Origin of the sequence: Lactiplantibacillus sp. C232 (assembly GCF_023806725.1) — a bacterium.
Classification (GTDB): Bacteria; Bacillota; Bacilli; order Lactobacillales; family Lactobacillaceae; genus Lactiplantibacillus; species Lactiplantibacillus plantarum.
In genome coordinates this window covers 221,280-244,773 of sequence record NZ_JAMSKZ010000001.1, presented here as the reverse complement: position 1 = coordinate 244,773, position 23,494 = coordinate 221,280, and the positions used below count along the sequence as shown (strand labels likewise).

Here is a 23,494-nt window from a genome sequence, read left to right as displayed (position 1 = left end):
CACTTTTTTTATTCGTACATGCCCGCTGGTGGCCACTTTTACCAGAGAGACACCCTAGCACCACTAATCCTGACCAGCAGTCCAATTCAAGATAAGTAAGGAGGCCCCTAATCATGTCTATCCAACGACTGCCAGATTGGCATCAAATTGAACAACCCGTTGTTATTTCGCTTAAAACGGCCCGTCACCATCTCTGGGGCAACGTGGCCGTTTATTTGGGCTTATTTATTATCGAGCTTCTAGGGGCACGCTGGGGCCACTCACAGGCCCTACGTGCGGATGCCTTTAATAATTTATCTGGAATTTTTTCGACCGGGCTACTCATGACTGGTCTATTCATCGCCAGTCGCACGCACGATGACGATTTATTTGGCGCACCCATCGCACCCACGGAGCAGCAGCAATTAGGACCCCGAATCCAGCAATCCCGCTTTCGTTTTGAGACGATTTTTAATTTACTAGCCGGCACCATCATGGCTGCCATTGGAATCGACATTATTATCAAAGGCGTAATGACATTCGCCACCCGTACCCCCTTCAAAAACCTCAGCAGTATCGCCGGCTTGGCCGCCGGGTTTTCCTTCGTGGTGCTACTGGTCTTATGGGCCTTCAATCATTATTGGAGTCGCAAACTTAACAATGCTGCCCTGACCGCAGCGAGCCGTGATACCTTCACGGACGCGTTGACCAGTCTGACTACCGTTCTTACGATCCTTGTCACGGTCAAGCTCCACCTTCAGTGGTTCGATAACCTGATTAGTATCGGCTTAGGGCTATACATCCTCAATACTGGCACCAAAATTTTTCGAGAAAGTAGTCTGAACCTAGTTGACTATTTCGACCCTTACCTTGAAGGTCGCTATCAACGGCGAATTGCTGATTTAACTAGTGTCCGCAAAGTCATTTTTCTCAAGGCTCATTATGATGGTAATCTCATCATGCTGCGAGCCACGATCGTTGTGCCACCTCGGATGACGGCGATTGAAATCACACGTCTGATTGAAACCATCAATCAAATCATGTGGCAAGAATTCGGTGTGATGGAAACGGACGTGATGATTACGACTAGCTATTGATCAAATCAGTGATTTACAAAATAGGCGATACGTTTAGCCGGCTGACCATTTCAAGACTAGTTGCTGACAAAATGAGGCTACATACCGCCCCTTTTCACCAGCAACCACGTGGTACTAATCGTCGTGCTCAGTTTCCAAAATATGACCTTCATAGGCATCAATCTTAATATCGACTTGCTGCTTTCCTTGATGTACCTGGACCTCCCAGTAAGTGGTGCCATTGTCCTTATCGAGCTTGAGTTCGCTAGCATAGCCACCGTTACGATCATGGATGGCAATCGCCACCGCTTTACTAGGACTGATTACCTTGTTAAGATTCAGCCGGTCACCCTCAGCGTCAGCTTGATCATCTTGATCCAGCATCTCAGACTGCTTACTGATGACCTTCCCGGTTCGCCCATTGAGTTGTAATTCATGTTCCTGGGTGCCGCCAACGCCTTCCAGCGTGTAAACCGGTCGACCGAGTTGGTCTTCTAACTCAATACTCGTCACACTGGCGTCCGGATATTGTTGCTGAAACTTTTTGATGGCTGCGGCTAATGACACTTTCGTTTTGGCTGTCACACTTTTGGTCGAATTACTTTGGCTGCTAGTTGATTGGCTTGTCGCCTTATTTTGCGTCGACTGTTGGGTGCCACATCCAGCTAACAGAACCACGGTGAGCAGTGCTAACCCGATCCCATATTTTTTGCTCATCATCTCCATAACCCCCTTGTCGCTGCGTCAGTAACACTTATTATGAAGCCGTACCCATTATTTGATAGTCTTAGTATACGGAAGGGAGACGCCTCATCGCAATCAATATGCAAGGCCACTCGCTTGACCGCGCTGGCAGCTCAGTCAAACCTTATTTCAAGAAGTGCTGGTCCCGACTCAAACTTAATTGAAGACAACAAAAAAAGCCCACCTAAGCGGGCTTTTTGATCGTATTATGGTAACGAAAAGTTCCATGCGCCATGGCCGCAATGCAACTTTTCACCAACTAACAATTAGTTGTTTACTTTTACGACTTGCTTGCCGTTGTAGTATCCACAACTTGGGCAAACACGGTGTGATACACGTAATTCGCCACAATTTGGGCATGGTGCCAAATTTGGTGTAGCCAATTTAATATGACCACGACGGTTGCGTTTACGCATCTTAGATGTTCTTCTTGCTGGTACAGCCATCAACCTACACCTCCTTCAAGTGAATTCACATAATGTGTGTTTTGATACGCCTAGCTAACTTAATCCTTGTCTTCCTGATCAGGGAACAGGTTTTTTAACTTAGCTAAACGCGGATCAACAGTTTTAAGTTCTGCAGCTTGCAACGCTTGGTCGTCCTCGGAGAGAACTTCCCAGCCCTTACCAGTTGGCATCGGGGCGCCGTCTTGTTCAGCTTCAGAAAGAATCTGCATGGGGATGTGAATTAAAATATTATCCTCCACAGCGACATCAAAATCTAAAATATCATCTTCAGGTAAAATAATTACCGTATCAGTTTCTTCGTCAAAACGACTCAGATCGGTTCCCTGAGGAACATAATATTCCGTCATTTGAAAAGCCAATGGGACATCCACTGGCGTCAGCGAGCGACTAGACGGCAATGTTAACATTGCGTCAATCTTCGCCGTGATTAACACATTATCCTTATCATAACTCGCTAACCCAGTTGCGTGAACTGACTTAACATCGATAATTTCTGGATAACGGCTCATCAAGGAGTGTTTTAAATCCAATGCTTCATCAAACTGAAGTGGCGTTTCACGGTATGTTTTAAGCTGTGAAAGTGACCATTTCATTTAAAAACCTCCTAATGCAACGTGATAAATTATACCTGTGTAAAAATCCTTTGTCAATGTTTTTTCCTTGACAGTCCAAAATGCCCGTCATTAGACCTAACCATATCAAGAAAGCCCGCCGCGGTCAACCAATTGTTACCGGTAACCGCCATGGTTGTCGATATAAATCTTGCGATTGCCCATTAATTAATTGATAGACGCGCCCCGCCCGATAATCGAGATTCAGAGCATGCTGGCGTAAGTCTTGATTGATTTTCGTATACAGCGGCAACGGGAGCTGTTTCTTCACTTGATGCAAATAAGCCTGCCCCTTAGGTGTGAAGCCTAAGACGCGCAGATAATTATGTGCCTGTGCTTTCTGGACTTCTGCCTGAGTAAGTTGTAGTAGTGCGGCTGTCGCCACCCGCTGCAATCGTGTATACGTATAGCGTTTTGACTTGACCTGATGAATAAAGTCATCAAAAGTCGTGGCGTGTTGGGCCATCGCCTGCATCCGGTATTCCAAGCCTTCCGCCATCTGATCATACTGTCCACTACGGGCAACGTCAACGGTCAGCAATTGATACTGTAAAAACGGCCAAAAGTCGCTCCAGCGCTGCAGTCGTTGCGTAGTCAGCGCCGTGAACGTGTCGGCCGGGACAACTGGTTTCAGCGCCGCCCAATCCTGTGCAAGTGCCGCTTGGCGCACCGCTGTCCCACTGGCGTAGCGACTATCGGCCGCAATTGTCGTCGTCGCGTGATCCGCTTGGCGACGCTTGATCGGCAGTAACTGCATCGGATGTGCCAGGGTCTGATTGGCAGCGTAATAACAGAAGCTCAGCATATCATTGGCTGCCGTCAACGTCACGCCCGTGGCAGCTTGCAAGGCCGCGTTAAACTGAGTGGCAAAAGTCTCATTATAATGGGTAAAGTCGCCCTGTTGCGCCGCAATTGCCGTGGCCAACCGTTGAAAGTCCAGCTCAGGATGTTCCGCACCAAAAACAACACTCGTACAGTCCAGTGCACTGAGTAGTTCAATACCACCCCGTGCAAATAAATGGGCAGGTTGGGTCGCAAAAAACACGGGCAGTTCAATTACTAGATCCGCCCCATTTTCCAAAGCCAGCTTCGCACGTGTCCACTTGTCTAAAATGGCCGGTTCACCGCGTTGCAGCCAATCACCACTCATCACAACAATAACACAGTCGGCATTGGTCAACTGTTGTGCTTGCCGCAAATGGTAGCGATGCCCATTATGCAACGGATTGTATTCAGTTATTAACCCGACTGCTTGCATTCTTGTTCCTCCTACTACTTACGACACTTGAAGAACCACCGCGTGGTCTGATCATCCGGTTGTTGGCGGCCAAAATCGGCGCTGACCGTGACATGATTAAAACCGGCTGCCTGCAGAGCTTGTTGATAATCAGCCAACACATAAGTTTGTTCTTGATGTAATTCACTGACCTCGTCGAAGGCCTGCTTATCATCATTATAAATAAAGAACGTTAAATCGTGCTCAGCACTGTGCGGCTGTTCACCGGCATAGCTTGTCCACATAAAAGCCCGATCCTCATCGCGATAATTGTACATATAACCAGGATAGACCTCATCCGTCTGATAAGGTGTAATGACGTCGAATAAAAATTCGCCGGCCGCTGTCAAATGTTGAGCCACTTGTTCAAATGCACGTTGGACTGTCGTAATATCGGGCAAATAGCAGAACGAATCAGCAAAACAGGTAACCGCATCAAAGGTCCCAACTTCAGATAAATCGAGCATATCCCCTTGTAATAGCGGTAAGGTCACGGCTGCCTCGTCCGCATGGCGCTGTGCCAGTGCTAACATGTTCTCCGACAAATCTAAACCGGTGACCTGATAGCCGGCTTGGGCTAACAACACCCCTAAGCGTCCCGTCCCACAAGCTAATTCGAGCAACTGACCATCTTGGTTAGGATACTCACGACGGACAAAATCCAGCCATTGCTGGTACATGGCTGGATCAAAAAGTTCGTCATAAAGTTCGGCAAACGTCTGATAAATCATGCGTTTACCCATTGTGCAACGTCGACGATGGGCGCATCAGACCATAATTTTTCCAAATTATAGTGTGCCCGCGCATCCTTTTGGAAGACGTGCACGATGACGTCACCGGCATCGATCAAGACCCATTCGCCCGCAGTCCGACCTTCGACGCTCTTAACGTCCGAACCGGCCTTGCGCACAAAGTCCACGATATTATCAGCAATCGCTTGAACTTGGCGCTTGGAATCCGCGGATAAGATGACAAAATAGTCCGCCATCAAACTGACTTCCGCGACGTCTAAGGCCACGATATCGTCGGCACGCTTATCGTCAGCGGCCTCAACAGTTAATTGTAAAAGTTCCTTGCTATCCATAAAACTCTCCCTTAAATTTAATTGGCAAATTGAGGGGCCACACCGCCGACCCACGCGTTATAGGTTGCTAACGTTTGTGGGTAGACTGGCGCACCCTTCTGAATCAGATAATCTAGTGTATGTTGAATCTGGAAACGAACACCGTCAGCCAACGACTTGGCCGTCGCTTCACGAGCCGCTTCAACACCGGGGAAGTCCCGGGCTGGTTCAATAAAATCGGCCATGAAGATGATTTGGTCCAGTTTAGTCATATAAGGCGCACCGACCGTGTGTAACCGCACCGCATTCAAAATTGGCTCATTGTAGATGTGCAACTCATCTTTGATCAGTTCAGCGCCAACATAGCCATGCCAGACCCCGTTCCCATACGAAACCAGGTTGGGGTCCATGCCATGCGTCTTAATGAGCTGAATAAATGTTTGATCATCGCGTTGCTTGGCGTAGTCGTGTAATAACCCCGCAATTCCAGCTAACTCGACATCAACACCGTTGTCAGCAGCTAACTGCCGCGCAGTCTCCTCGACCCGTAAGCAGTGTTGATAGCGTTTGTCAGTCAACTGGGCGGCAACTTTTGCCATTAGCTCCTCGTGACGATATGGAACAATCGCTTCAGTATACTCAATCGTTTTGCTCATACAAATGATGCTCCTTAATATAAGCGGCCACGGCTTCCGGAACCAGATAACGGACCGAATGCCCATGGCTGATTTTTTGACGAATCTGAGTGGAACTAATATCGATCAACGGTGCGTCGACCCAAATAACCGGATATTGACTCGTCGTTGGGTACCCGGTGCGTTTGATACCAACAAAGGTGACTAATTTAACTAGCTCGTCAATGTGATACCAAGTATGCAAATAATCGACCATGTCGCCGCCAATGATGAAATAGTACTGCGTGTCCGGATGCTTAGCTTTCAAAAACTTCATCGTTTCGTAAGTATAGCTTTTGCCACCCCGCTCGATTTCCGCCGTCTCCAACCGAAATAGTGGATTATCAACAATGGCTTCTTGGACCATATTCGCACGATCTTCCACCGCAATCGTCTTCTTTTCGTCGACATGCGGTGGTTGAGCGTCCGGCATAAAGCGAACTTCATCCAAACCCAGTTGATCACCAACTTGCTGGGCCATGATCAAATGTCCCAAATGCGGTGGGTTAAACGTGCCACCTAAAATACCAACACGGCGATGCGGAATTGCCGTCACCGTTTCCGTCAGAACTTTTGTCGCTGTTTGATTAACCGTCTGCACCCGTCATTCCTCCTATAACTTAGCAACTTCCAATGAATAGTGCTGGTCTTCTTCATGACTAGCTGGCAAGTATAAGACTAACACCCGGCCAATTGTTTGAACGACCGTAATCGCGGTTTTCTGTTCAATTGCAGCTTTAACTTCAGCCGTTGTCACATCAGCATTTTGTAAAATGTTGACTTTAATTAATTCTCGCTTATCCAGCGCACCCGTTAATTGGGTCAACCATTCGTCAGTCAAGCCGTTTTTCCCGACAGCAAATAGTGGCCGCATGTGGTGGGCTTCACCACGTAAATAGTGTTTTTGTTTTCCACGTAAGTTTTCCATTAAGTTTGATTTACTCCTATAATTTTCTGTTTGATAATCGCGAATCAGATTCTACTCCGACCACAACTCATCAACGCTTGTTGATCATAGCTGGGCGCGTCAAGACTGCAACACCCTTTGGTGCCCAGGCCGCTACACGCGTATCCGCAGCCACCGTGACCCATCCGAGGCCTTCAAAGACAATATCACTGATTTCCGTCACTTTGAATTCGTGGCGAACTAATGGTGGAAAGTCAGCGACAGCATCGCCAGTTGGGGGGGTAATCAGTTCACCCACATGCTTGGTATAAAAGTTGTCCGCATTCTCGGTCCGGGTTCGGTGCAAGGTCAAGTTATTATCAACGTAGACCGTCCCAGTTGCTTTTAACGTATCAACAATATCTAACCGTGCCACCCCACCTAAGAACAAAGTTTGACCGTTGCCTAATTGGAAACCCTTTGGGCGAATCTCGCGTTGTGGTGAGACTAACTTCAGGTCATCGCCTGATAACACGTGGGCCATCTGTTCAGGATGAATAATTCCGGGTGTATCAACCATCATATGACCATCATCCAACGGAATTTCAATCTTGTCTAACGTGGTCCCTGGGAACCGGGATGTCGTGATCAAGTCCTTCAAACCAGTATTATTGGCAATAATCCGATTGATCAACGTTGACTTACCAACGTTCGTGACCCCTACGACATAAACATCGCGGCCACGACGATATTTTTCAATCATCGCCAAGAGCTCATCAATGGAATGCCCCTTCTTGGCACTCGTTAACGCAACGTCAACCGGTTTGATTCCCTGTGCACGAACTTGTTGATTCATCCATTCCCGCAATTTCGTCCGGCGTAACTGACGTGGCAACACGTCTTCCTTATTACCGACTAACAAAACGGGATTATCCCCAACAAAGCGCTGGAGACCAGGAATGATGCTTCCATTCAAATCAAAAATGTCGACAACGTACACAACCAGTGCGTTCGCATCTCTAATCGTGGCTAACAAATGACGAAAATCATCATCCGTTAAGCCAACCGGCACGATTTCGTTATAGTGCCGAAGCCGAAAACAACGTTGACAGTATAAATCCTGTGCGTCACTAGCTAATGATTTTTGTAACGCACTGTTCGGTGTGTAGCCGGCCGCCTTAGGATCGGTCGTTTGAATCGCCGCACCACACCCAATACAGTATAAAGTTTCTTCTGATGTTTCACTCACTTATTAAGGTCCTCCTGAAAATGCATTTCTGGATAAACATGTGCTAATCGTAATTTGATAAATCGTTCAAAGAAACGGTTTATCCGGGTATTCCACGCGTCCGTCTTCACGATTGGCTGTACTAAGATACTGGGCACGCCCGCAAGATGGGCCGCCCACATGTCGGTGATATACTGATCGCCAACCATGACCACTTCATTTTTGTGTAAGCCCAGGTCATGACGCGCCTTACTGATCCCCAGCGGTAGTGGTTTCAGTGACCGCGAAACAAATGGCAGTTCCAGGCTTTGCAGCGCCTTAGCAATTCGCGCTTCGGAATTGTTCGACACCACCACTAACGGAATGCCCGCGTCTTGTAACGCGTGCAGCCACTTTTTCAGTTCCGGGGTGCCATCCGGATTGTCCCATGCGATCAACGTGTTATCAAGGTCGGTAAATACCGCCTTAATGCCCTGCGCTCGTAACTGCGCCGGTGTCACATTGTAGATTGCTGGTATCATCCAAGTTGGTTTAAATTGCTTAATCATCGTTATCCCCTTCGCTTCTCACTGGATTTTTTGGTTATTGGCATAACCCCACTAGCCCATTTTATCATACTATTGGTGAAATACCGGACTAAATCAGGTCTGGAGCCGGAGTTCACTAGGCAATTGTGCTAAATTTTAGTCATCATTATATAATAATTTGTTTTTTGAAAATAAGCAACGAAAATCCTTCCAAGTTGTCGTAACTTGATGACACCACCTGGATCAAATTTGACTAAGTTGATCGCACCCGCATTTATTTGATAGGTTGGGGCCCGAGTAAGACATTGAAAATAGCACTAAAAGTCGCCAGTAAATTCAGCGCTGTTTTGCCGGTTGCCCTTTTCTCGCCAGTTTATTTGCAATGGCTAAACCACAATCTGACATTCAATCGGCGCACTGACCGTTTTGTCAAATTAGATTAACAAAGTATCCCATTAAGTGTATATTAATTAAAGATACGTGGCTTTTACTTATATCATGATACTGATATGTATATTGATTGCACATCAATGCAATCCTCATGTAAGCTTATTGACATGGTTAAATGTTCAGATTGTTCTAAAACTGTTCATCGCAGTTAATGTTAGGCACCCTGGTGTTGTTCTATGTCGATAAACTGACAATATCAGTAATGATATAAACTATATGATCCGCACGATCACTAAACAATATGTCATCTCGGAGGTTCGTTTATGGAGAAAAAAGATGTTATGAAACAATACGTTACCGATAAATATTTTTCCAAGGGGCACTGGTGGACGAAACTTTGGCAAACCCTAGTCGCAATTATTACTTGGATCTGCGTTGCCGTACCTGTCTACTGGACTATCTCGTCAACGTTACTTGCGAATAATCCCCAGTTCATTCACGCCTGGAAATACGAAGAAGGTAAGACGCTGTTCTACTTTTTTGACCGGTTCTTTATTATTGCGTTTATCTTAATCGCCATTGTGGTCATTGTCTCCACGATTCACAATAATCACCGGGTCAAGCAGCATATCAGTAAAGAACGGCAATACAACGAAGACCTGTTAGATATTCGGAAGCGGCAACTAAATAACTTTTATACCCAACGATTCGGGCAGGCCACTTTCCGGCAACACGTCAAGCACTACACGGTTGACCCCGAACAAAATCTCGATGTTAACGAAATCCACAGATTGTATGAGGACTAGCCAATGGAAATAATGCAAACACTTAAGCCCTTCGAAAGTATCTGGAACTTTGTTCTATTATTATTAGTCTCCTACCCGATTCTCGGTGCGTTTGCCTGGTTTATCGGCGTTCTCTGCTACCAGCTGATTTACCGTCATCGCCACAAAGACGATATTGAATTTCAACCGCTAACGCCTGAAGAACAACCCTTTATCACGATCATGATTCCAGCGCATAACGAAGAAGTCATGATTGAACACACAATCAACTATTTAATGAACAATTTAAATTATGAAAAATATGAAGTGCTGGTCACAGACGATGGTTCGACTGATGAGACCCCAGCTATTTTAGAACGTCTCCAGAGCGTGTACGACAACCTACGCGTGGTAACAATCAAGAAAAATCAGGGTAAGGCCCACGCGTTCAACGTCGGTGTCGGCTTTGCCCGTGGTGAATTCATTTTAAGTAATGACGCTGATTCCATTCCAGAACCCGATGCACTGTGGAAATATATGAGTTACTTCATGGGCGAAGAACACGCCAATACGGCAGCGGTCACGGCCAACATGGACGTTCAGAACCGAAGCACGATCATCGCTAAGTCGCAAACCGTAGAATTTTCAAGTATCGTTGGTGTTATCAAGCGGAGCCAAGTCAGTGCTTTAGGTAACATGTATGCCTATAGTGGTGCCAATACAATGTACCGTCGTGACGCTCTGATTGACGTCGGCTTATTCCGGCAAGATCGCGCGACCGAAGATATCAGTATTGCTTGGGATCACCAGTTGAATGGTTGGACGACCGTTTTCTCGCCAGACATTCTATTCTATATGAACGTCCCCGAGAATCTAGACGCCCTTTATCATCAACGCAAACGTTGGGCCAAAGGTGGTACCGAAGTGCTGTTGACCAACTTTAAACGGGTTGTCAGTCATCCCGGTAAGTATTTGAAGCAATGGGCTTTTATTACTGATCAAACACTGAGCATCATCTGGTCCCTATTCTTCTTTGTCTCAACACTGATCTTCCTGATCTCGCTCGTCACCTTCTTCTTTACTGGCAATTACGAGCGCGTCTATCATATGTTCTGCATGGCCTTCATCTTCGTGACCTTCGAAATGTTCGCCGGCGTCTTGCAGCTATTGTCCGCATTGATCGTTGACGACCGTGGCCGCAAGTTTAAATATCTGATTTTCATGCCACTCTACATGCTGATTTACTGGCAGGTTAACGCCCTCGCTCTGGTCACTACGCTGATTCCAGCCGTTAAAACCATCCTGGGTTACGGCAGCGGCACCTGGGTCAGCCCAGTTCGGAAGCACCACACTGAATAATCGAGAACACAAAGCGAGCCTTCAATTGAAGGCTCGCTTTTTTGTTGTGCGGGACTGTGTGGAGACGGACCCAACCTTGCATGTGCGAGAATAGGCTAGTTAGCAACGATTTGAGCGCTTACAATTTTACTATTCTTCATGTATACGAAAGTGGTGTTATAACAGCTACAATCACACGTACTAAATAGATCAAAAATCATTTTTATCCAGTTACCTGCACCCTCCTACCGCCTAATCGATGGCCGCCGACGAAGTATCAACGCTGGCTTAGTTGCCTGTGCGCGTTGGACGGTTGCTCGAGCTAGTTCATACTGTGCGTCAATAATTCGTTCAGAATCATATGGCGCAGCATCCTGAGCCACCGACAATTCGGTGCAGCCGAGAATGACGGCGTCACAATCAGCAGCATTCAATAATTGATCAATTAAGCCATGAAATTTGACCCGATCTACAAAATCACGTTGCTTGATGTCGTCATAAATTAAGGTCATCACTTGAGCTTGCTGCTGCTTATTGGGTATCACAGGAATATGTCCATTAGACCGAATAAGTTGTTGATAAAGTTGCGACTCTAGTGTTCCCGTTGTCGCTAAAATACCGATTCGTAACGGTCGCGGTTGCTGTGATCGACAGGCTGCTGTTACCGCTAAGGCCGGCATATTCAAAATTGGCACGTTAGAAAGCGCCGTCAATGCGGGAATGAAGTAATGTGCTGTGTTACACGTCATCACAATAAACATGACCCCTAATTGATTAAGTAGCTGCACATCCGCTTCCAATGATGGTAACGGGTTGGCACAGTTATGATCCAAAATATATGCGGTGCGATCTGGTATCTCAGCATCATTTAAAATGACGTAGTTTAAATAATCCTGGTCACGATGGGTAACGGTCAGCCGGTTCACGGTATGCACAAAGTCCTCCGTCGCCATTGTTCCCATCCCACCAATGATTCCAAAGCAATTTTTCATAATGGCACCCCCATTTAGCGAACGAGATTCACGGCCATGCTGCACTTCATTAAGTTGTTAATAATTATCTAACATGCACCTCCTAACAAGCAACTAATCCACAACCTATCTCAGACTTAATACGGTATCATTGCTTACTGCAAACCCATGATTATTCAAGAAATGCTGCCAAACAGTGATCTATCGGTGTACTTTTTACATCAGACTCCCGTTTTATTAGATTAGAAAACAACTAGGCTAGTAAAAAATCACATCAATTCTTTACTAGCCTAGTTAAACAGTCACTATTAATGCGAGCAAGGCACCAAGCACAATCGCCCCTAACAAAACCGACAACAATTCCTTGAAACTCACACTATGCCCGTTCTCACATTCCTATTGACGAGGTTTTCCATTCACTGAATTATACTGTCGGCCCCACGTCTCCATAGCCATAATCACCGGTTTCAAGGTCTGACCAAATGGCGTGATCCAATACTCCGTTTTCGGTGGCACGACCGGATAAACTCGTTTTGCAATCACCCCGTCTTGAACCAATTCTTGTAACTGGCGAGCTAGCATCCGCCGCGAACAACCCGGCAGTCGTTTTTGCAAAATGCTGAACCGGCATGTTCCTGCCGTAAATAAATGATACAAAATCACGCTCTTCCACTTGCCGGCAATAACTTGCAAGGTACTTTCAACCGGACAACCCGGCGTACAATCGTATACTTGTCGCTGCATCTAACTTCCCCTACCTTAATTAAGTGTCTTGATTGTAGCACAACTTTGCCGTCAGACCGGACTAATAGGCGTGACAAATATGTCCCTATGTGGCAAATAATTCACGTCTTGTTTATTCCTCACTGGTAACCTATAGTAATGTCATGAAAGGGGTTTGATTAATAATGCATGCAATTGGTTTTACCGACCACTTACCTATTGAAGATCCTGCTAGTCTACGAGACGTGACGATTTCAAAACCTAGCGCTCAAGGTCATGACTTACTTGTTCAAGTTCAAGCCGTCGCTGTCAATCCTGTTGACGTTAGCGTTCGTAAAACGGGGCATGAGCACCTCATGCGACCCAAGATCCTCGGTTGGGACGCCACTGGTATTGTGACCGCTGTTGGAGAAGCTGTCACCCTGTTTCAACCCGGCGACCACGTCTTTTATGCTGGCTCATTTAGACGTCCCGGCTGCGACAGTGCTTATCACCTGGTTGATGAACGCCTTGTCGGTCACGCCCCCGCGACATTAACAACCGCTGCCCGTGCGGCCATGCCACTTACTTCGCTGACCGCATACGAGGCATTATTTGAACAACTTCACATTCCTTTTGACCCAGCTAAACCTAATTCCGAAAAATGCAATCAAACCATTCTCATCATCAATGGCGCTGGTGGTGTCGGTTCAATTGCTACTCAGTTAGCAAAATTAGCGGGACTCACAGTTATTAGTAGTGCTTCACGACCTGAAAGTATCGCTTGGACGCAGCAACACGGCGCCGATTTAGTCGTCGATCATCATCATGATTTGGTTAGTGAAGTACATGCTTTAGGTATTAAAGATGTCGATTACATCCTCGGATTAAGCGATCTTGACAGTCACTGGAATGAGATATGTACGCTCATTAAACCCGGTGGCCACATCGCATCAATTACCGAAAATCGGCGTCCAATCGACCTTAAAAAACTAACCAAGAAACGCGGGACATTTGCTTGGGAATGGATGTACTCAAAATCCTACTACCACACGGCCGACATGATTAGTCAGCACGATATCTTAGAAACCATTGCGGATTTACTTGACCGTGGCTTGCTTCAAAGCACGCTATCGCAGACACTACGGCCAATCAACGCGCTTAACTTGCGGCAGGCCCATCAACTTATCGAGCAACATCATATGATTGGCAAGGTAGTTATTGAAGGATGGAAATGAGTTGACGGGTATTACGGCTCGCGCGATAATGATCAACTTTAACTCGCCAAATACGCTGTCCTTTTCTGTCTTTTAGTGCTTACAACTGATGTTGCACTCCCCGGGATTCGTTTAATCTGTTTTCCGTATACACGGGGGGTAATTCCAAGCTATTAATCTCCCCAAGCTGACTCAATACCATCTACGAAACAATATCGCCTTTCTCATTCATCAACAAGCATGAAAACTTAAATCAATACGCCTTCAACCCATCACTCGAGCCAACGTCAAACCTATGGTATCAGACTCACTCATTTCAGCATCGTTCCCCGCTAACCTGCCAAACTTTCTTTTTCAGTTTCCAAAATATTAGTGCTATGATGATAGCATCAATTTGACTAAAACACTTAATCAGAAAGGACTTTGAAATTGGCATTTAAAACACCACTGGCTGATCAAATGCGCCCGCAATCACTGGAACAGATGGTCGGGCAACAGGATCTGTTGAAGGCAGGCCAGCCATTACGCCAGATTATTGATCAACATGTTAATATTCCCCTCATTCTGTGGGGGCCGCCGGGAACTGGCAAAACTAGTTTGGCGCAGATTATTGCGAGTCAAGACGATTATCCATTCGTGGCTTTTACTGCTTCGACCGAAAATAAGGCACAGCTGACGAAAGCCATCGCACAATACCCAGAGCAATCGTTTGTTCTATTAATTGACGAAATTCACCGAATGACTAAAACATTGCAGGATTTTTTGTTGCCCTACTTAGAGAATGGGCACGTGATGCTAATTGGCTCAACGACCGAAAATCCGATTATGTCAATCGTTCCGGCCATTCGTTCGCGCTGTCAAATTTTTGAGTTTCAACCACTGAGCGATACAGATATCGAGATTGCTTTACGCCGTGCGGTAACCGACATTTACAACCTAACCGACGATCAGGTGGATGCTAAAGCCCTCAACCTGATCGCTATTTCGGCCGAAGGGGATCTGCGAATTGCGTTAAATATCTTGGAAACGCTCCACGCTATTGACCAGAAGCAAATCACTGTTGCTGCGGTACAACACTTTGCCCAGCAACAGCATTTTAGCTACGACCGGAAGGCAACTAAGCATTATGACTATCTGTCGGCTTATTCGGATTCGATGGCTGGCTCAGATACTGACGCGGCGCTCTACTACTTAACCATTTTGTTAAAAAATGATGACTTACCCTCAGTGGTCCGCCGGCTACGTGAAATTCCATACACTTATATCGGCTTAGCTAACCCGGAACAGGTCACACAAATTGTGGTCGCTGCCAATCAAGCCGAAAAGATTGGCATGCCCAAAGCAAAATATCCACTAATGTTTGCCACCATGCTGATGTGCATTTCACCCAAGTCTGGTTCGTTTGACCAATCTTGGGAAAAACTAGACCAGGACACACAAAATCCAAGTCAGCACCCCATGCCCCGTGGATTGCGCGATATGCACTACAAACACTCCGAGAAAATTACAGGTGGTGGTCTGATCGATAATCCATTCCAAATGCCACATCAGATTGCCCAACAAAACTACATGCCTAAAGGATTGGCTGGTCGTCGTTATTATTACCCTAAAGATAATGAAAATGAACGCAAACTCGGTGCACAATACCTAAAACTGCATCGCTTTATTTATAACGAAGATTATCACGAATAGACAATGGCAGACTGGCTTAACCAATCAGAAATCACACTCGATTTTCATAAATCAGAGTCGCGCACTAAATGGCTCACTTAGGCCGTTATCCACGTATACTCCAAGCGGCATCAAAAAATGGACTCAGTCAAATGACCAAGTCCATTTTTATTTGGCATCATCTTTTATGAATCAGTGCACGCCAGAGACCAAGTCAATTCGCGTCACACTATTATGCCAAAGTTCTTGGGCCGTATAAACATCCTTTTCGAACAACACGACAGTGCCATCCGGTTCAATCCGAGCATTGGCACCCAACCATTCCCAAGATGGCATTAACCACAAATTGCGCCGCTTCCCCTTACCCTTTTTTGGTGACCACGCAGAAACATAGTCATCAATGAAATGTGTACGCATGTATCGAAACTCCCCATTATCAAACTCAATCTGCAAGATGTTGGCGCCCATCCAGACCTTAACTGCTTTAGGTAAAACTGTTGCCATGATGACACCCCTTCTCCAAAGCTCCCAGCCAAATAATTAATCAACACATAAGTAAGCGCTTACATCGTTACTATATCACAATAATGTGTCAAATCAATCTCAAGATTCAGTAAGGACGTCAACACACCGAACCATCTTGTCCAGGAATCGTGTTCCCTTAATCAAGCGTCAAAAAAACGGCCGCCACCCATACAGGATGACGGTCGTTCAAACATTAGAGCAAGCCCTAATTAAGTTTTAAATTAAGCAAGTGCCTTTTTAGCAGTGTCAACCAATGCCTTGAAAGCATCAGCATCGTTAACAGCTAAATCAGCTAACATCTTACGGTTAACGTCAACGTTAGCTAACTTTAAACCGTGCATTAATTGACTGTAGCTGATGTCGTTAATCCGGGCTGCCGCGTTGATCCGGGCAATCCAAAGACGACGGAAGTCACTCTTACGCCGGCGACGATCGCGGAAGGCGTATAGGTATGACTTCATTACTTGGTCCTTAGCAACCTTAAATTGGATGTGCTTAGCACCACGGTAACCTTTAGCTAATTTTAAAATCCGTTTGCGACGTTTACGTGTTACAGTTCCACCTTTTACTCGAGCCATGTTATTTCCTCCTAGATTTAACTAAAACGTTGTGAATTATTTTTGTAATAACTTGTGGTATGTCTTGACCATTGGCTTTTCGATAATAGCCGTACCACGTAATTGGCGACGTTGTTTCTTAGTCTTACCATGGAAACGATGACTAGTAAAAGCGTTGGCGCTCTTAATCTTACCCTTAGCAGTTACCTTGAAACGCTTTGCAGCAGCGCGGTTTGTCTTTTGTTTTGGCATAATCAATAATCCTCCTAGAAATTACTTATCTGTTTTTGGTGCTAGTACTAGGAACATACTCCGACCATCCATCTTAGGATAGGCTTCGACCGTAGAAAATTCCTTAGTAGCTTCAATCATTCGATTTAAGACTTGCCGACCAATATCCTTATGGGTAATAGCGCGGCCCTTAAACCGGATGGAGACGCGAACCTTGTCACCTTTTGACAAGAACTTTTCAGCATGTTTCAGCTTCGTGTTAAAGTCATTGGTGTCGATAGCTGGGCTCAAGCGGACCTCTTTGATGCTGACCACTTTTTGCTTCTTACGGGCTTCCCGATCCTTCTTTTGTTGCTCGAAACGGTACTTCCCATAATCCATAATTCTGGCCACGGGTGGTTTCGCTTTCGGCGCAACCAATACTAGATCTAAACTAGCGTCTTCAGCAATCTGCATTGCTTCTTGTCGTGACTTGACACCTAATTGTTCACCATCGCTGGCGATCAAACGTACTTCGCGAGCACGGATGCCGTCATTAACCATTGAATCTTTAGCTATGGTAATTCACCTCCGAAATATTTTAGAGAAATTCACAAAAAGAGCGGGCGCATAGTACGCCCGCTCAACCCCGTTAATGGGAATCAATTCATCGTTCATCTGCCCGATGACTCTGGTCACCAAGGCGAGAAGCGGGTGCTTCTGCTTTTTTTCTCAACTCCAATATATTAACAAGAACCACGGCCCTTGTCAACCCATCAATCAATATTGATGCCATTGGCTGTTAATTATTTGCTTGCACCACGACTGTAATGCTTGATTTCTTGCGTGATGGCACCAATGAACATGTCAACGGCTTCGGATTCAGTCCGTTCTTCACCGTACTTCCGAACTGAAACACTCCCGTTAGCAACTTCTTGATCACCGACAACTAACAAGTATGGAACCTTCTTCGTTTGTGATTCGCGAATCTTGTAACCCATCTTTTCGTTACGGTCATCGATACTTACCCGAACACCTTCAGCTGCCAAACGACGACGAACGGTTTCAGCGTAGGCACCGTGCGCACCATTGTTAACTGGGATGATTGTTACTTGCTTAGGTGCTAACCAGGTTGGGAAAGCACCCTTGTAAATTTCAGTTAAGTAAGCGACGAACCGTTCCATCGTTGAAACAAGACCACGGTGAATCATAACTGGACGATGTTCTTCACCATCAGCACCAACGTACTTCAAGTCAAAGCGTTCTGGTAACAAGAAGTCCAATTGGATAGTTGATAAGGTTTCTTCACCACCAAGGGCCGTCTTAGTTTGAACATCCAACTTAGGACCATAGAAAGCAGCTTCACCTTCAGCTTCGAAGTAATCCAAGCCCATATCATCCATAGCGGACTTCAACATCTTTTGACTGCGTTCCCACATAGCGTCATCATCGAAGTACTTTTCCTTGTTTTCAGGATCACGGTAGCTCAAACGGAACCGGTAATCAGAAATGTCAAAGTCTTCGTATACTTCAACCATCAAACTCAAGATCTTTTTGAATTCTTCTTCAATTTGATCCAACGCAACGAAGGTATGACCATCGTTCAAAGTCATTTCACGAACCCGTGATAATCCAGTTAAGGCGCCAGACTTTTCGTAACGGTGCATCATGCCGAGTTCAGCGATCCGCAATGGTAATTCACGGTATGAGCGAATGTGATGGTTGTAAATCTGGATATGTGATGGGCAGTTCATCGGCCGTAATTCCAATTGTTCGCCGTCACCCATGTCCATTGGTGGGAACATGTCCTCACGGTAGTGGTCCCAGTGACCAGATTGCTTGTAAACGTCCAAGTTAGCTAAAACTGGCGTGTATACATGTTGGTAGCCATTTGCAACTTCCTTGTCGATAATGTAACGTTCGATTTGGCGACGAATCGTTGCACCATTTGGCATCCAGTAAGGCAAGCCATTCCCGACCTTAGGATCAACGAAGAATAAGTCTAATTCGTTACCAATGACCCGGTGATCACGTTCGCGGGCTTCTTGACGCCGCTTGAGGTCAGCATCTAAGTCTTTTTGCTTTAAGAAGGCCGTCCCGTAGATCCGTTGTAACATTGGATTGCTGGACTTACCTTGCCAGTATGCACCGGCAACGGATAATAACTTGAAGACCTTGACTTTCCCCGTTGAAGCTAATTGGGCCCCGTCAGATAAATCAACGAAGTCCCCTTGCTTGTAAACAACGACTTGATCATTGTTGGCAGCGGCACGTTCGTTAACTAAGTCTTGTTGGTAAGGGTTGTCACCAACTAAAGCTAAAGCGTCAGCCTTTGATAAGACTTCGCGTTCGATTGGTAAATCTTGTTTGATAATTGCAGCCATCTTATCACTGATGGCTTCCAAATCATCTTCACTGACTTGTTTACCGTCTTCGTCAGGATTGTCGGTATCAAAGAAGAAACCGTTGGCATTCCCTTCACCACTCCCAAAATGAATGTTAGGGAATAATTGTTTAACCGCGTTAGCTAATACTTGGGCAGCCGTTTGCCGTAAAACATTGAGGCCGTCTTCACTATCAGCAGCGATAATTTCGATACTACCATCGGTTGTCAGTGGTTGGCGATAGTCCACGATCTGATCGTTGAACTTACCAGCAACCGACCGTTTAGCCAATGAAGGACTAATTGACTTTGCAATTGCTTCCGTCGTTACGCCGGCATCAAATTGCTTTTCAGCACCATCTGGGAACTTAACATTAATACTTGCCATATACTTGACACTCTCCTTAAAATTTACCCACTCACCAAAACACCGCGCCGGGACGACAAAAAAGTCCCTAATGCCAGACTGAACTAGCATTAGGGACGTCATTGACGTGGTTCCACCCGATTTTTCAGTGTCATCAAAGACACTGACTCATTAGCGCTAATAACGGAAGCGTTCCGGCTCAATTGAGCATGTTCACAAAAGTGGTATCTTCGTAAACCCGGTCCAAGACTTCCAGAACAAGGTCTTGGTCTCTGCAATCCATGGTAAACAAAGCGTGTCTTTTGCATCTGTTTTCATTAAACCACTTTTAAACTAAAAGTCAACTCTTGATTTTAAGCATCGGGATTGAGTCGTCGATTACGACCGACCATCTCAATCTCACTCGCAAGGTAACGTACCCGTTGCATGATTCGCTGCGCTTTGACTGGTTCTTCATCACCCTTTTGTGAGAGCGTCAAATAACCATCTTGCAATTCTTGCATCGAAAAATTAGACGAGAAACAAGTTGGCAGTTCCTCCTGCATTCGATACTCCAGAATAACCCCGAGCACATCGTCCCGAATCCAAGTCGACGAAGCATCCGCACCGATATCATCAATCATGAGAATCGGTGCCCGTTTAATCGCATCGACCTTATCCGCCGACGTATTGTTACTAATCGAGCGCTTCATCTCGACCGCAAAACTCGGAAAATGAATCAAGGTCGTATTGAAACCCTTAGCTGCCAACGCGTTCGCCATCCCACCGAGTAAATAAGTTTTACCGACACCAAATGAGCCGTAGAGATATAAGCCCCGGTGAAAACGCTTGGGCGCTTGTGTATAGGCATCAATAAAATCAAGTGCTGCCATTAATGCTGTCGCCCGGTCACCATCTTGATCATACGTCTTTAAGTCCGCCGTCTGAATATTTTTCGGCATGCTGATTGATCGAACCCGCTGTTGCAATGCGTGAGCAGCTTGCTGTTCTTGCATTTGTGGTGTTGGCTGATAAGCAATGTCAATCAAGTGATTACTCATCACTAATGTCGGCTGATACCCAGGTGCTTGAGTTGGCTCGTGCCGCGCAATTTTACGTTTCTCTTCACAAAATTCATATAATTTAGCCGCTGAACGTTCTAGCGCATCCGAAGATAATTCGTTTTGATGAGCAGCTAAAAACTGGCGAACATCTGGATCTTGGTACACAGCTGTCATTAACGCCTCATACCGATGATTCAAGTTTTTCCGATTCATTAACGTCCGGAGTGTTTCTGAGATATTCTCCATGTTTTAGTCCTCCTTTTCCGAATTTGTCTCAAGCTTTGCTAGTCGATCAGCAAGCTGTTTGCGTTGGGCAGCAGTAATTTGTTTACCGGTCTGAGCTGGTTGCTTACCACTCTCAGTCTGTTGCTGTTGTTGGGCCCACTTTGGCATAATCTCCTTACGCGTCGGTCGATTGTTCTTGCGCCGTGTTGGTGTTGATTTCGGCTGTTTACGTTGCTTCAAATACATCAAAGCCGCTTCCGGCGTCGTAATGCCGTGTTGTTGCCAATCATTGGCGACTGTTTCTAGCAAATTACGATTAAGGGCAGCTAACTCCCGATTTTGCAATAAGTAGTAGATCACCATGTTGATGACGGCATTGGGTAATACCCCCCGACCAATTAAATCATGAACTAGTCGGTTCTCACCGCTCGTCACAAAACCATGTTTCTCCTGCTTCAAAGCTGATAAAAAGTCATACGGCGCTGTCTGCTTAGCATACGTCACGAGTTGCTGCTCAGCCGTTGAGAGCTGTGCTGAAGCCTTGTTATCCTTAGTGGTCGTCGTTGCAACCGTTGCTTCCGTAGCGACCTGCTGACTCGAAACTGCGGGCCGTTCATAGCGCCGCGCAATCAATAATTTCAATTGATTTTCATCAAACTGACCCGTTGTTAAACTAGCCACTTCACTGATTAACTTAGCCATCTCAATCTCACTGATGCCGTAGACCCGACTTTCCGTAATGATCAGTTGCCGTGAACTCGCAACCTGTTTGAGATCAACATAGTTCTGCTTCAAAATTTGCCCCAACAGTTGCCAGTCAAAGTCATCGTCACTGAGCACGGGCGAGTGATCCTCGGCCGGTTCATTGGCCGCCAATTGGGCGCGCACCTTTTGCACTGAAAGAGGTGGCGTCGTAACTTTTTGACTATCAACGTGAAACACATCTAAGATATTTGCCGTCACGTCTTTGGCAGCCGTCAAGTCAATCGGCTGTGCTGCAAAATCGCCAGCAAGTTGTTGATAACGTAACTCACCGACCGTATCTAACAATAGGACACTCAATAGATCATCCGCAAAGAATTGTAACGCCAGTAATGGTGCTTGTAATTGATAAATGTACATGGCACCCAATTCATCTTGTTGATAATAGCTGCGCAACAAGCCAGTTGCTTCAAGTTTACGCCGAGCCGCTAACACCGTCGGCAAGTCCACATTTAGGATGCCCAGCAGTTCCGCGTGACTGCGTCGATTGCTCAGCTCATTCTCGCTACTCTGTAAGCTACGTAACGCCGCGTACAAGCTATATGCCAATGGCCCCATCAGTGGCAAGTATAATTCCGCCAATACAGCTTGTTGCGCCGCACTGAGCGCTGGTGCTTGCGGGACCACTAACCCAGTTTTGGGTGTTAAGGGTTCATCATTTGGCATGTTGTTCACCATTCTTTTTAACTAATCTTTTTTTCGTTTAGGTGCGTGGGTCGTCTTCGCTGACGGTTTTGCCAGTTTGACCTTATCACGCTCCATCATATCTTGGAGTTCATTCAAGAAGACGTGCATATCCTTGAATTGCCGGTAAACACTGGCAAAACGAATGTACGAAATTTCGTCAATATCTGCCAATTGCTCCATGACATACTCGCCGATAACTTGGCTTGAAATTTCATTTTCGCCCAGTGACCGGACCTTATTTTCAACATCATCAACGACGCCCGTCATGGTTTCCATGCTAACGGGTCGTTTCTCGGCCGAGCGAATAATTCCGCGCAAGACTTTTTCACGATTGAATTCTTCGCGGGCACCATTTTTCTTAATGACTAATAATGGCGTGGCTTCGACCCGTTCAAATGTTGTGAACCGGAACCCACAGTTTTCGCATTCCCGGCGCCGTCGAATCACGCGACCATCATCAGTTGGTCGACTGTCAACCACGCGGGAGCCATTATGATGACAATGTGGACATTGCATAGACTTCTCACCCCTTGTAACAACTAACAATCAGTTTTTCTTTATTTAGTAATAGTTTTCAGCCATTTTAACACGGCTGCTTTAGTTTTATCAATGTTGGCCCCGTTATCAATGACAACGTCAGCCCTTGCGACCTTCTGTGCAAGTGGCATTTGGCTGTCAATTCGTGCCTGAGCCGCCTGTTGCGATAAGTGGTTACGCGCCATCAACCGCTGCAATACTACGGCGGGTGATGCCGTCACAACCAACACTTGATCACAAACATGTTGCCAGCCACTTTCAAATAACAACGGCACATCTAAAATAATTGCGTCGGGCTGTTGCTGGTTTGCCGCGACAATCGCTTCGAACATCGCGTACTGAATCGGTAACCGTGTAATTGCGGTTAAGTCTTGTAAAGCTTGAGCATCGTTAAAAACCAACTGGCCAAGCCATGGCCGATTCAGTCGCCCGTCTGCCAGCACTGCTTGCTGACCAAAGTGCGCCACAATCTTTTGGGTCGTCGGTTGGCCTGGCCCTTCAACCTGCCACGCGATTTTATCCGCATCAACGATTGGTAACTTAGTTGCCAGCAGCTTAGAAACAGTCGACTTACCAGTGGCAATGCCACCAGTCAATCCAATCAACTTTGTCAT

At 46.0% G+C, this 23,494-nt stretch carries 27 protein-coding genes and 1 other annotated feature; of the genes, 5 read left to right on the top strand and 22 right to left on the bottom strand.

The features are described 5' to 3' along the window. Positions 1 to 113 precede the first annotated feature (113 nt). Positions 114 to 1,076 (top strand): cation diffusion facilitator family transporter, encoded by a 963-nt coding sequence (locus MZO41_RS01215; protein ID WP_003640297.1) that lies wholly within the window; start codon positions 114 to 116, stop codon positions 1,074 to 1,076. A gap of 114 nt (positions 1,077 to 1,190) precedes the next feature. Here MZO41_RS01215 and MZO41_RS01210 read toward each other — a convergent pair whose 3' ends face one another. From MZO41_RS01210 to MZO41_RS01160, 11 genes are all read right to left on the bottom strand, one after another. Next, the gene (locus MZO41_RS01210; protein WP_003644295.1) at positions 1,191 to 1,775 is read right to left on the bottom strand and encodes a PepSY domain-containing protein; all 585 of its coding nucleotides are present in this window, start codon (positions 1,773 to 1,775) and stop codon (positions 1,191 to 1,193) included. A gap of 290 nt (positions 1,776 to 2,065) precedes the next feature. Beyond that, positions 2,066 to 2,245 carry a 50S ribosomal protein L32 gene (rpmF, locus tag MZO41_RS01205; RefSeq protein WP_003638547.1) on the bottom strand — a complete coding sequence of 60 codons (180 nt, stop codon included), beginning with the start codon at positions 2,243 to 2,245 and terminating at the stop codon, positions 2,066 to 2,068. Positions 2,246 to 2,304: 59 nt separating this feature from the next. Continuing rightward, positions 2,305 to 2,859: a YceD family protein gene (locus MZO41_RS01200; RefSeq protein ID WP_003640295.1), complete on the bottom strand. Its 555-nt coding sequence runs from the start codon at positions 2,857 to 2,859 to the stop codon at positions 2,305 to 2,307. Positions 2,860 to 2,983: 124 nt separating this feature from the next. Next, positions 2,984 to 4,135, bottom strand: coding sequence for a nucleotidyltransferase (locus MZO41_RS01195; RefSeq protein WP_003640294.1), 1,152 nt, complete (start codon positions 4,133 to 4,135; stop codon positions 2,984 to 2,986). Positions 4,136 to 4,149: 14 nt separating this feature from the next. Then, positions 4,150 to 4,884 carry a class I SAM-dependent DNA methyltransferase gene (locus MZO41_RS01190; protein ID WP_003640293.1) on the bottom strand — a complete coding sequence of 245 codons (735 nt, stop codon included), beginning with the start codon at positions 4,882 to 4,884 and terminating at the stop codon, positions 4,150 to 4,152. Next, a complete protein-coding gene (rsfS, locus tag MZO41_RS01185; RefSeq protein WP_003645187.1) occupies positions 4,881 to 5,237 on the bottom strand; it encodes a ribosome silencing factor in 357 nt (118 codons plus the stop codon). Before rsfS ends, MZO41_RS01190 begins: the two co-directional genes overlap by 4 nt. Before the next feature lie 17 nt (positions 5,238 to 5,254). Beyond that, positions 5,255 to 5,872 carry a bis(5'-nucleosyl)-tetraphosphatase (symmetrical) YqeK gene (gene yqeK / locus MZO41_RS01180; RefSeq protein ID WP_003640291.1) on the bottom strand — a complete coding sequence of 206 codons (618 nt, stop codon included), beginning with the start codon at positions 5,870 to 5,872 and terminating at the stop codon, positions 5,255 to 5,257. Further along, on the bottom strand, positions 5,856 to 6,491 hold the full coding sequence (locus MZO41_RS01175) for a nicotinate-nucleotide adenylyltransferase (protein WP_003640290.1): 636 nt from the start codon (positions 6,489 to 6,491) through the stop codon (positions 5,856 to 5,858). Before MZO41_RS01175 ends, yqeK begins: the two co-directional genes overlap by 17 nt. Before the next feature lie 12 nt (positions 6,492 to 6,503). Next, positions 6,504 to 6,818: a ribosome assembly RNA-binding protein YhbY gene (gene yhbY / locus MZO41_RS01170; protein ID WP_003640289.1), complete on the bottom strand. Its 315-nt coding sequence runs from the start codon at positions 6,816 to 6,818 to the stop codon at positions 6,504 to 6,506. A gap of 70 nt (positions 6,819 to 6,888) precedes the next feature. Then, complete coding sequence (yqeH, locus tag MZO41_RS01165) at positions 6,889 to 8,025, bottom strand: ribosome biogenesis GTPase YqeH (RefSeq protein WP_003640288.1); 1,137 nt, start codon at positions 8,023 to 8,025, stop codon at positions 6,889 to 6,891. Then, positions 8,022 to 8,552, bottom strand: a complete 531-nt coding sequence (locus MZO41_RS01160) for a YqeG family HAD IIIA-type phosphatase (RefSeq protein WP_003640287.1) — start codon at positions 8,550 to 8,552, stop codon at positions 8,022 to 8,024. Before MZO41_RS01160 ends, yqeH begins: the two co-directional genes overlap by 4 nt. Positions 8,553 to 9,244: 692 nt before the next feature. Between MZO41_RS01160 and MZO41_RS01155 the strand changes: the two genes are divergently transcribed. Both MZO41_RS01155 and MZO41_RS01150 read left to right on the top strand, forming a co-directional pair. Next, positions 9,245 to 9,727 carry a hypothetical protein gene (locus MZO41_RS01155; RefSeq protein WP_003644293.1) on the top strand — a complete coding sequence of 161 codons (483 nt, stop codon included), beginning with the start codon at positions 9,245 to 9,247 and terminating at the stop codon, positions 9,725 to 9,727. A 3-nt stretch (positions 9,728 to 9,730) separates the two neighbouring features. Next, complete coding sequence (locus MZO41_RS01150; protein ID WP_003640285.1) at positions 9,731 to 11,044, top strand: glycosyltransferase family 2 protein; 1,314 nt, start codon at positions 9,731 to 9,733, stop codon at positions 11,042 to 11,044. A 224-nt stretch (positions 11,045 to 11,268) separates the two neighbouring features. Here MZO41_RS01150 and MZO41_RS01145 read toward each other — a convergent pair whose 3' ends face one another. Together MZO41_RS01145 and MZO41_RS01140 are read right to left on the bottom strand one after the other, a co-directional pair. After that, entirely contained in the window at positions 11,269 to 12,015 is a 747-nt protein-coding gene (locus MZO41_RS01145) for an aspartate/glutamate racemase family protein (protein ID WP_003640284.1), read from the bottom strand. 375 nt (positions 12,016 to 12,390) lie between these two features. Further along, positions 12,391 to 12,738 carry a winged helix-turn-helix transcriptional regulator gene (locus tag MZO41_RS01140; protein WP_003644291.1) on the bottom strand — a complete coding sequence of 116 codons (348 nt, stop codon included), beginning with the start codon at positions 12,736 to 12,738 and terminating at the stop codon, positions 12,391 to 12,393. A gap of 164 nt (positions 12,739 to 12,902) precedes the next feature. Between MZO41_RS01140 and MZO41_RS01135 the strand changes: the two genes are divergently transcribed. Together MZO41_RS01135 and MZO41_RS01130 are read left to right on the top strand one after the other, a co-directional pair. Then, the gene (locus MZO41_RS01135; RefSeq protein ID WP_003644290.1) at positions 12,903 to 13,934 is read left to right on the top strand and encodes a zinc-binding alcohol dehydrogenase family protein; all 1,032 of its coding nucleotides are present in this window, start codon (positions 12,903 to 12,905) and stop codon (positions 13,932 to 13,934) included. 408 nt (positions 13,935 to 14,342) lie between these two features. Continuing rightward, the gene (locus MZO41_RS01130) at positions 14,343 to 15,605 is read left to right on the top strand and encodes a replication-associated recombination protein A (protein WP_013355487.1); all 1,263 of its coding nucleotides are present in this window, start codon (positions 14,343 to 14,345) and stop codon (positions 15,603 to 15,605) included. Between the two features lie 171 nt (positions 15,606 to 15,776). Here the strand turns inward: MZO41_RS01130 and MZO41_RS01125 are convergent, their stop codons facing one another. The 9 genes from MZO41_RS01125 to coaE all read right to left on the bottom strand — a co-directional run bounded on the left by MZO41_RS01125 (position 15,777) and on the right by coaE (position 23,494). Continuing rightward, the gene (locus MZO41_RS01125; RefSeq protein WP_003640280.1) at positions 15,777 to 16,088 is read right to left on the bottom strand and encodes a hypothetical protein; all 312 of its coding nucleotides are present in this window, start codon (positions 16,086 to 16,088) and stop codon (positions 15,777 to 15,779) included. 242 nt (positions 16,089 to 16,330) lie between these two features. Next, positions 16,331 to 16,687 carry a 50S ribosomal protein L20 gene (rplT, locus tag MZO41_RS01120; RefSeq protein ID WP_003640279.1) on the bottom strand — a complete coding sequence of 119 codons (357 nt, stop codon included), beginning with the start codon at positions 16,685 to 16,687 and terminating at the stop codon, positions 16,331 to 16,333. Between the two features lie 36 nt (positions 16,688 to 16,723). Then, positions 16,724 to 16,918 (bottom strand): 50S ribosomal protein L35, encoded by a 195-nt coding sequence (gene rpmI / locus MZO41_RS01115; protein WP_003638526.1) that lies wholly within the window; start codon positions 16,916 to 16,918, stop codon positions 16,724 to 16,726. A 21-nt stretch (positions 16,919 to 16,939) separates the two neighbouring features. Next, positions 16,940 to 17,440: a translation initiation factor IF-3 gene (gene infC, locus MZO41_RS01110; RefSeq protein ID WP_003640278.1), complete on the bottom strand. Its 501-nt coding sequence runs from the start codon at positions 17,438 to 17,440 to the stop codon at positions 16,940 to 16,942. Positions 17,441 to 17,484: 44 nt separating this feature from the next. Continuing rightward, positions 17,485 to 17,608 (bottom strand) — a sequence feature (ribosomal protein L20 leader region). 74 nt (positions 17,609 to 17,682) lie between these two features. After that, positions 17,683 to 19,647, bottom strand: coding sequence for a threonine--tRNA ligase (gene thrS / locus MZO41_RS01105; protein WP_003644287.1), 1,965 nt, complete (start codon positions 19,645 to 19,647; stop codon positions 17,683 to 17,685). 332 nt (positions 19,648 to 19,979) lie between these two features. Next, positions 19,980 to 20,915 carry a primosomal protein DnaI gene (dnaI, locus tag MZO41_RS01100; protein ID WP_003644286.1) on the bottom strand — a complete coding sequence of 312 codons (936 nt, stop codon included), beginning with the start codon at positions 20,913 to 20,915 and terminating at the stop codon, positions 19,980 to 19,982. A 3-nt stretch (positions 20,916 to 20,918) separates the two neighbouring features. Beyond that, positions 20,919 to 22,322, bottom strand: coding sequence for a replication initiation and membrane attachment family protein (locus tag MZO41_RS01095; protein ID WP_003644285.1), 1,404 nt, complete (start codon positions 22,320 to 22,322; stop codon positions 20,919 to 20,921). A 21-nt stretch (positions 22,323 to 22,343) separates the two neighbouring features. Beyond that, positions 22,344 to 22,859, bottom strand: a complete 516-nt coding sequence (gene nrdR / locus MZO41_RS01090; protein WP_003640274.1) for a transcriptional regulator NrdR — start codon at positions 22,857 to 22,859, stop codon at positions 22,344 to 22,346. Between the two features lie 41 nt (positions 22,860 to 22,900). Further along, positions 22,901 to 23,494 (bottom strand): dephospho-CoA kinase, encoded by a 594-nt coding sequence (gene coaE, locus MZO41_RS01085; RefSeq protein ID WP_022638675.1) that lies wholly within the window; start codon positions 23,492 to 23,494, stop codon positions 22,901 to 22,903.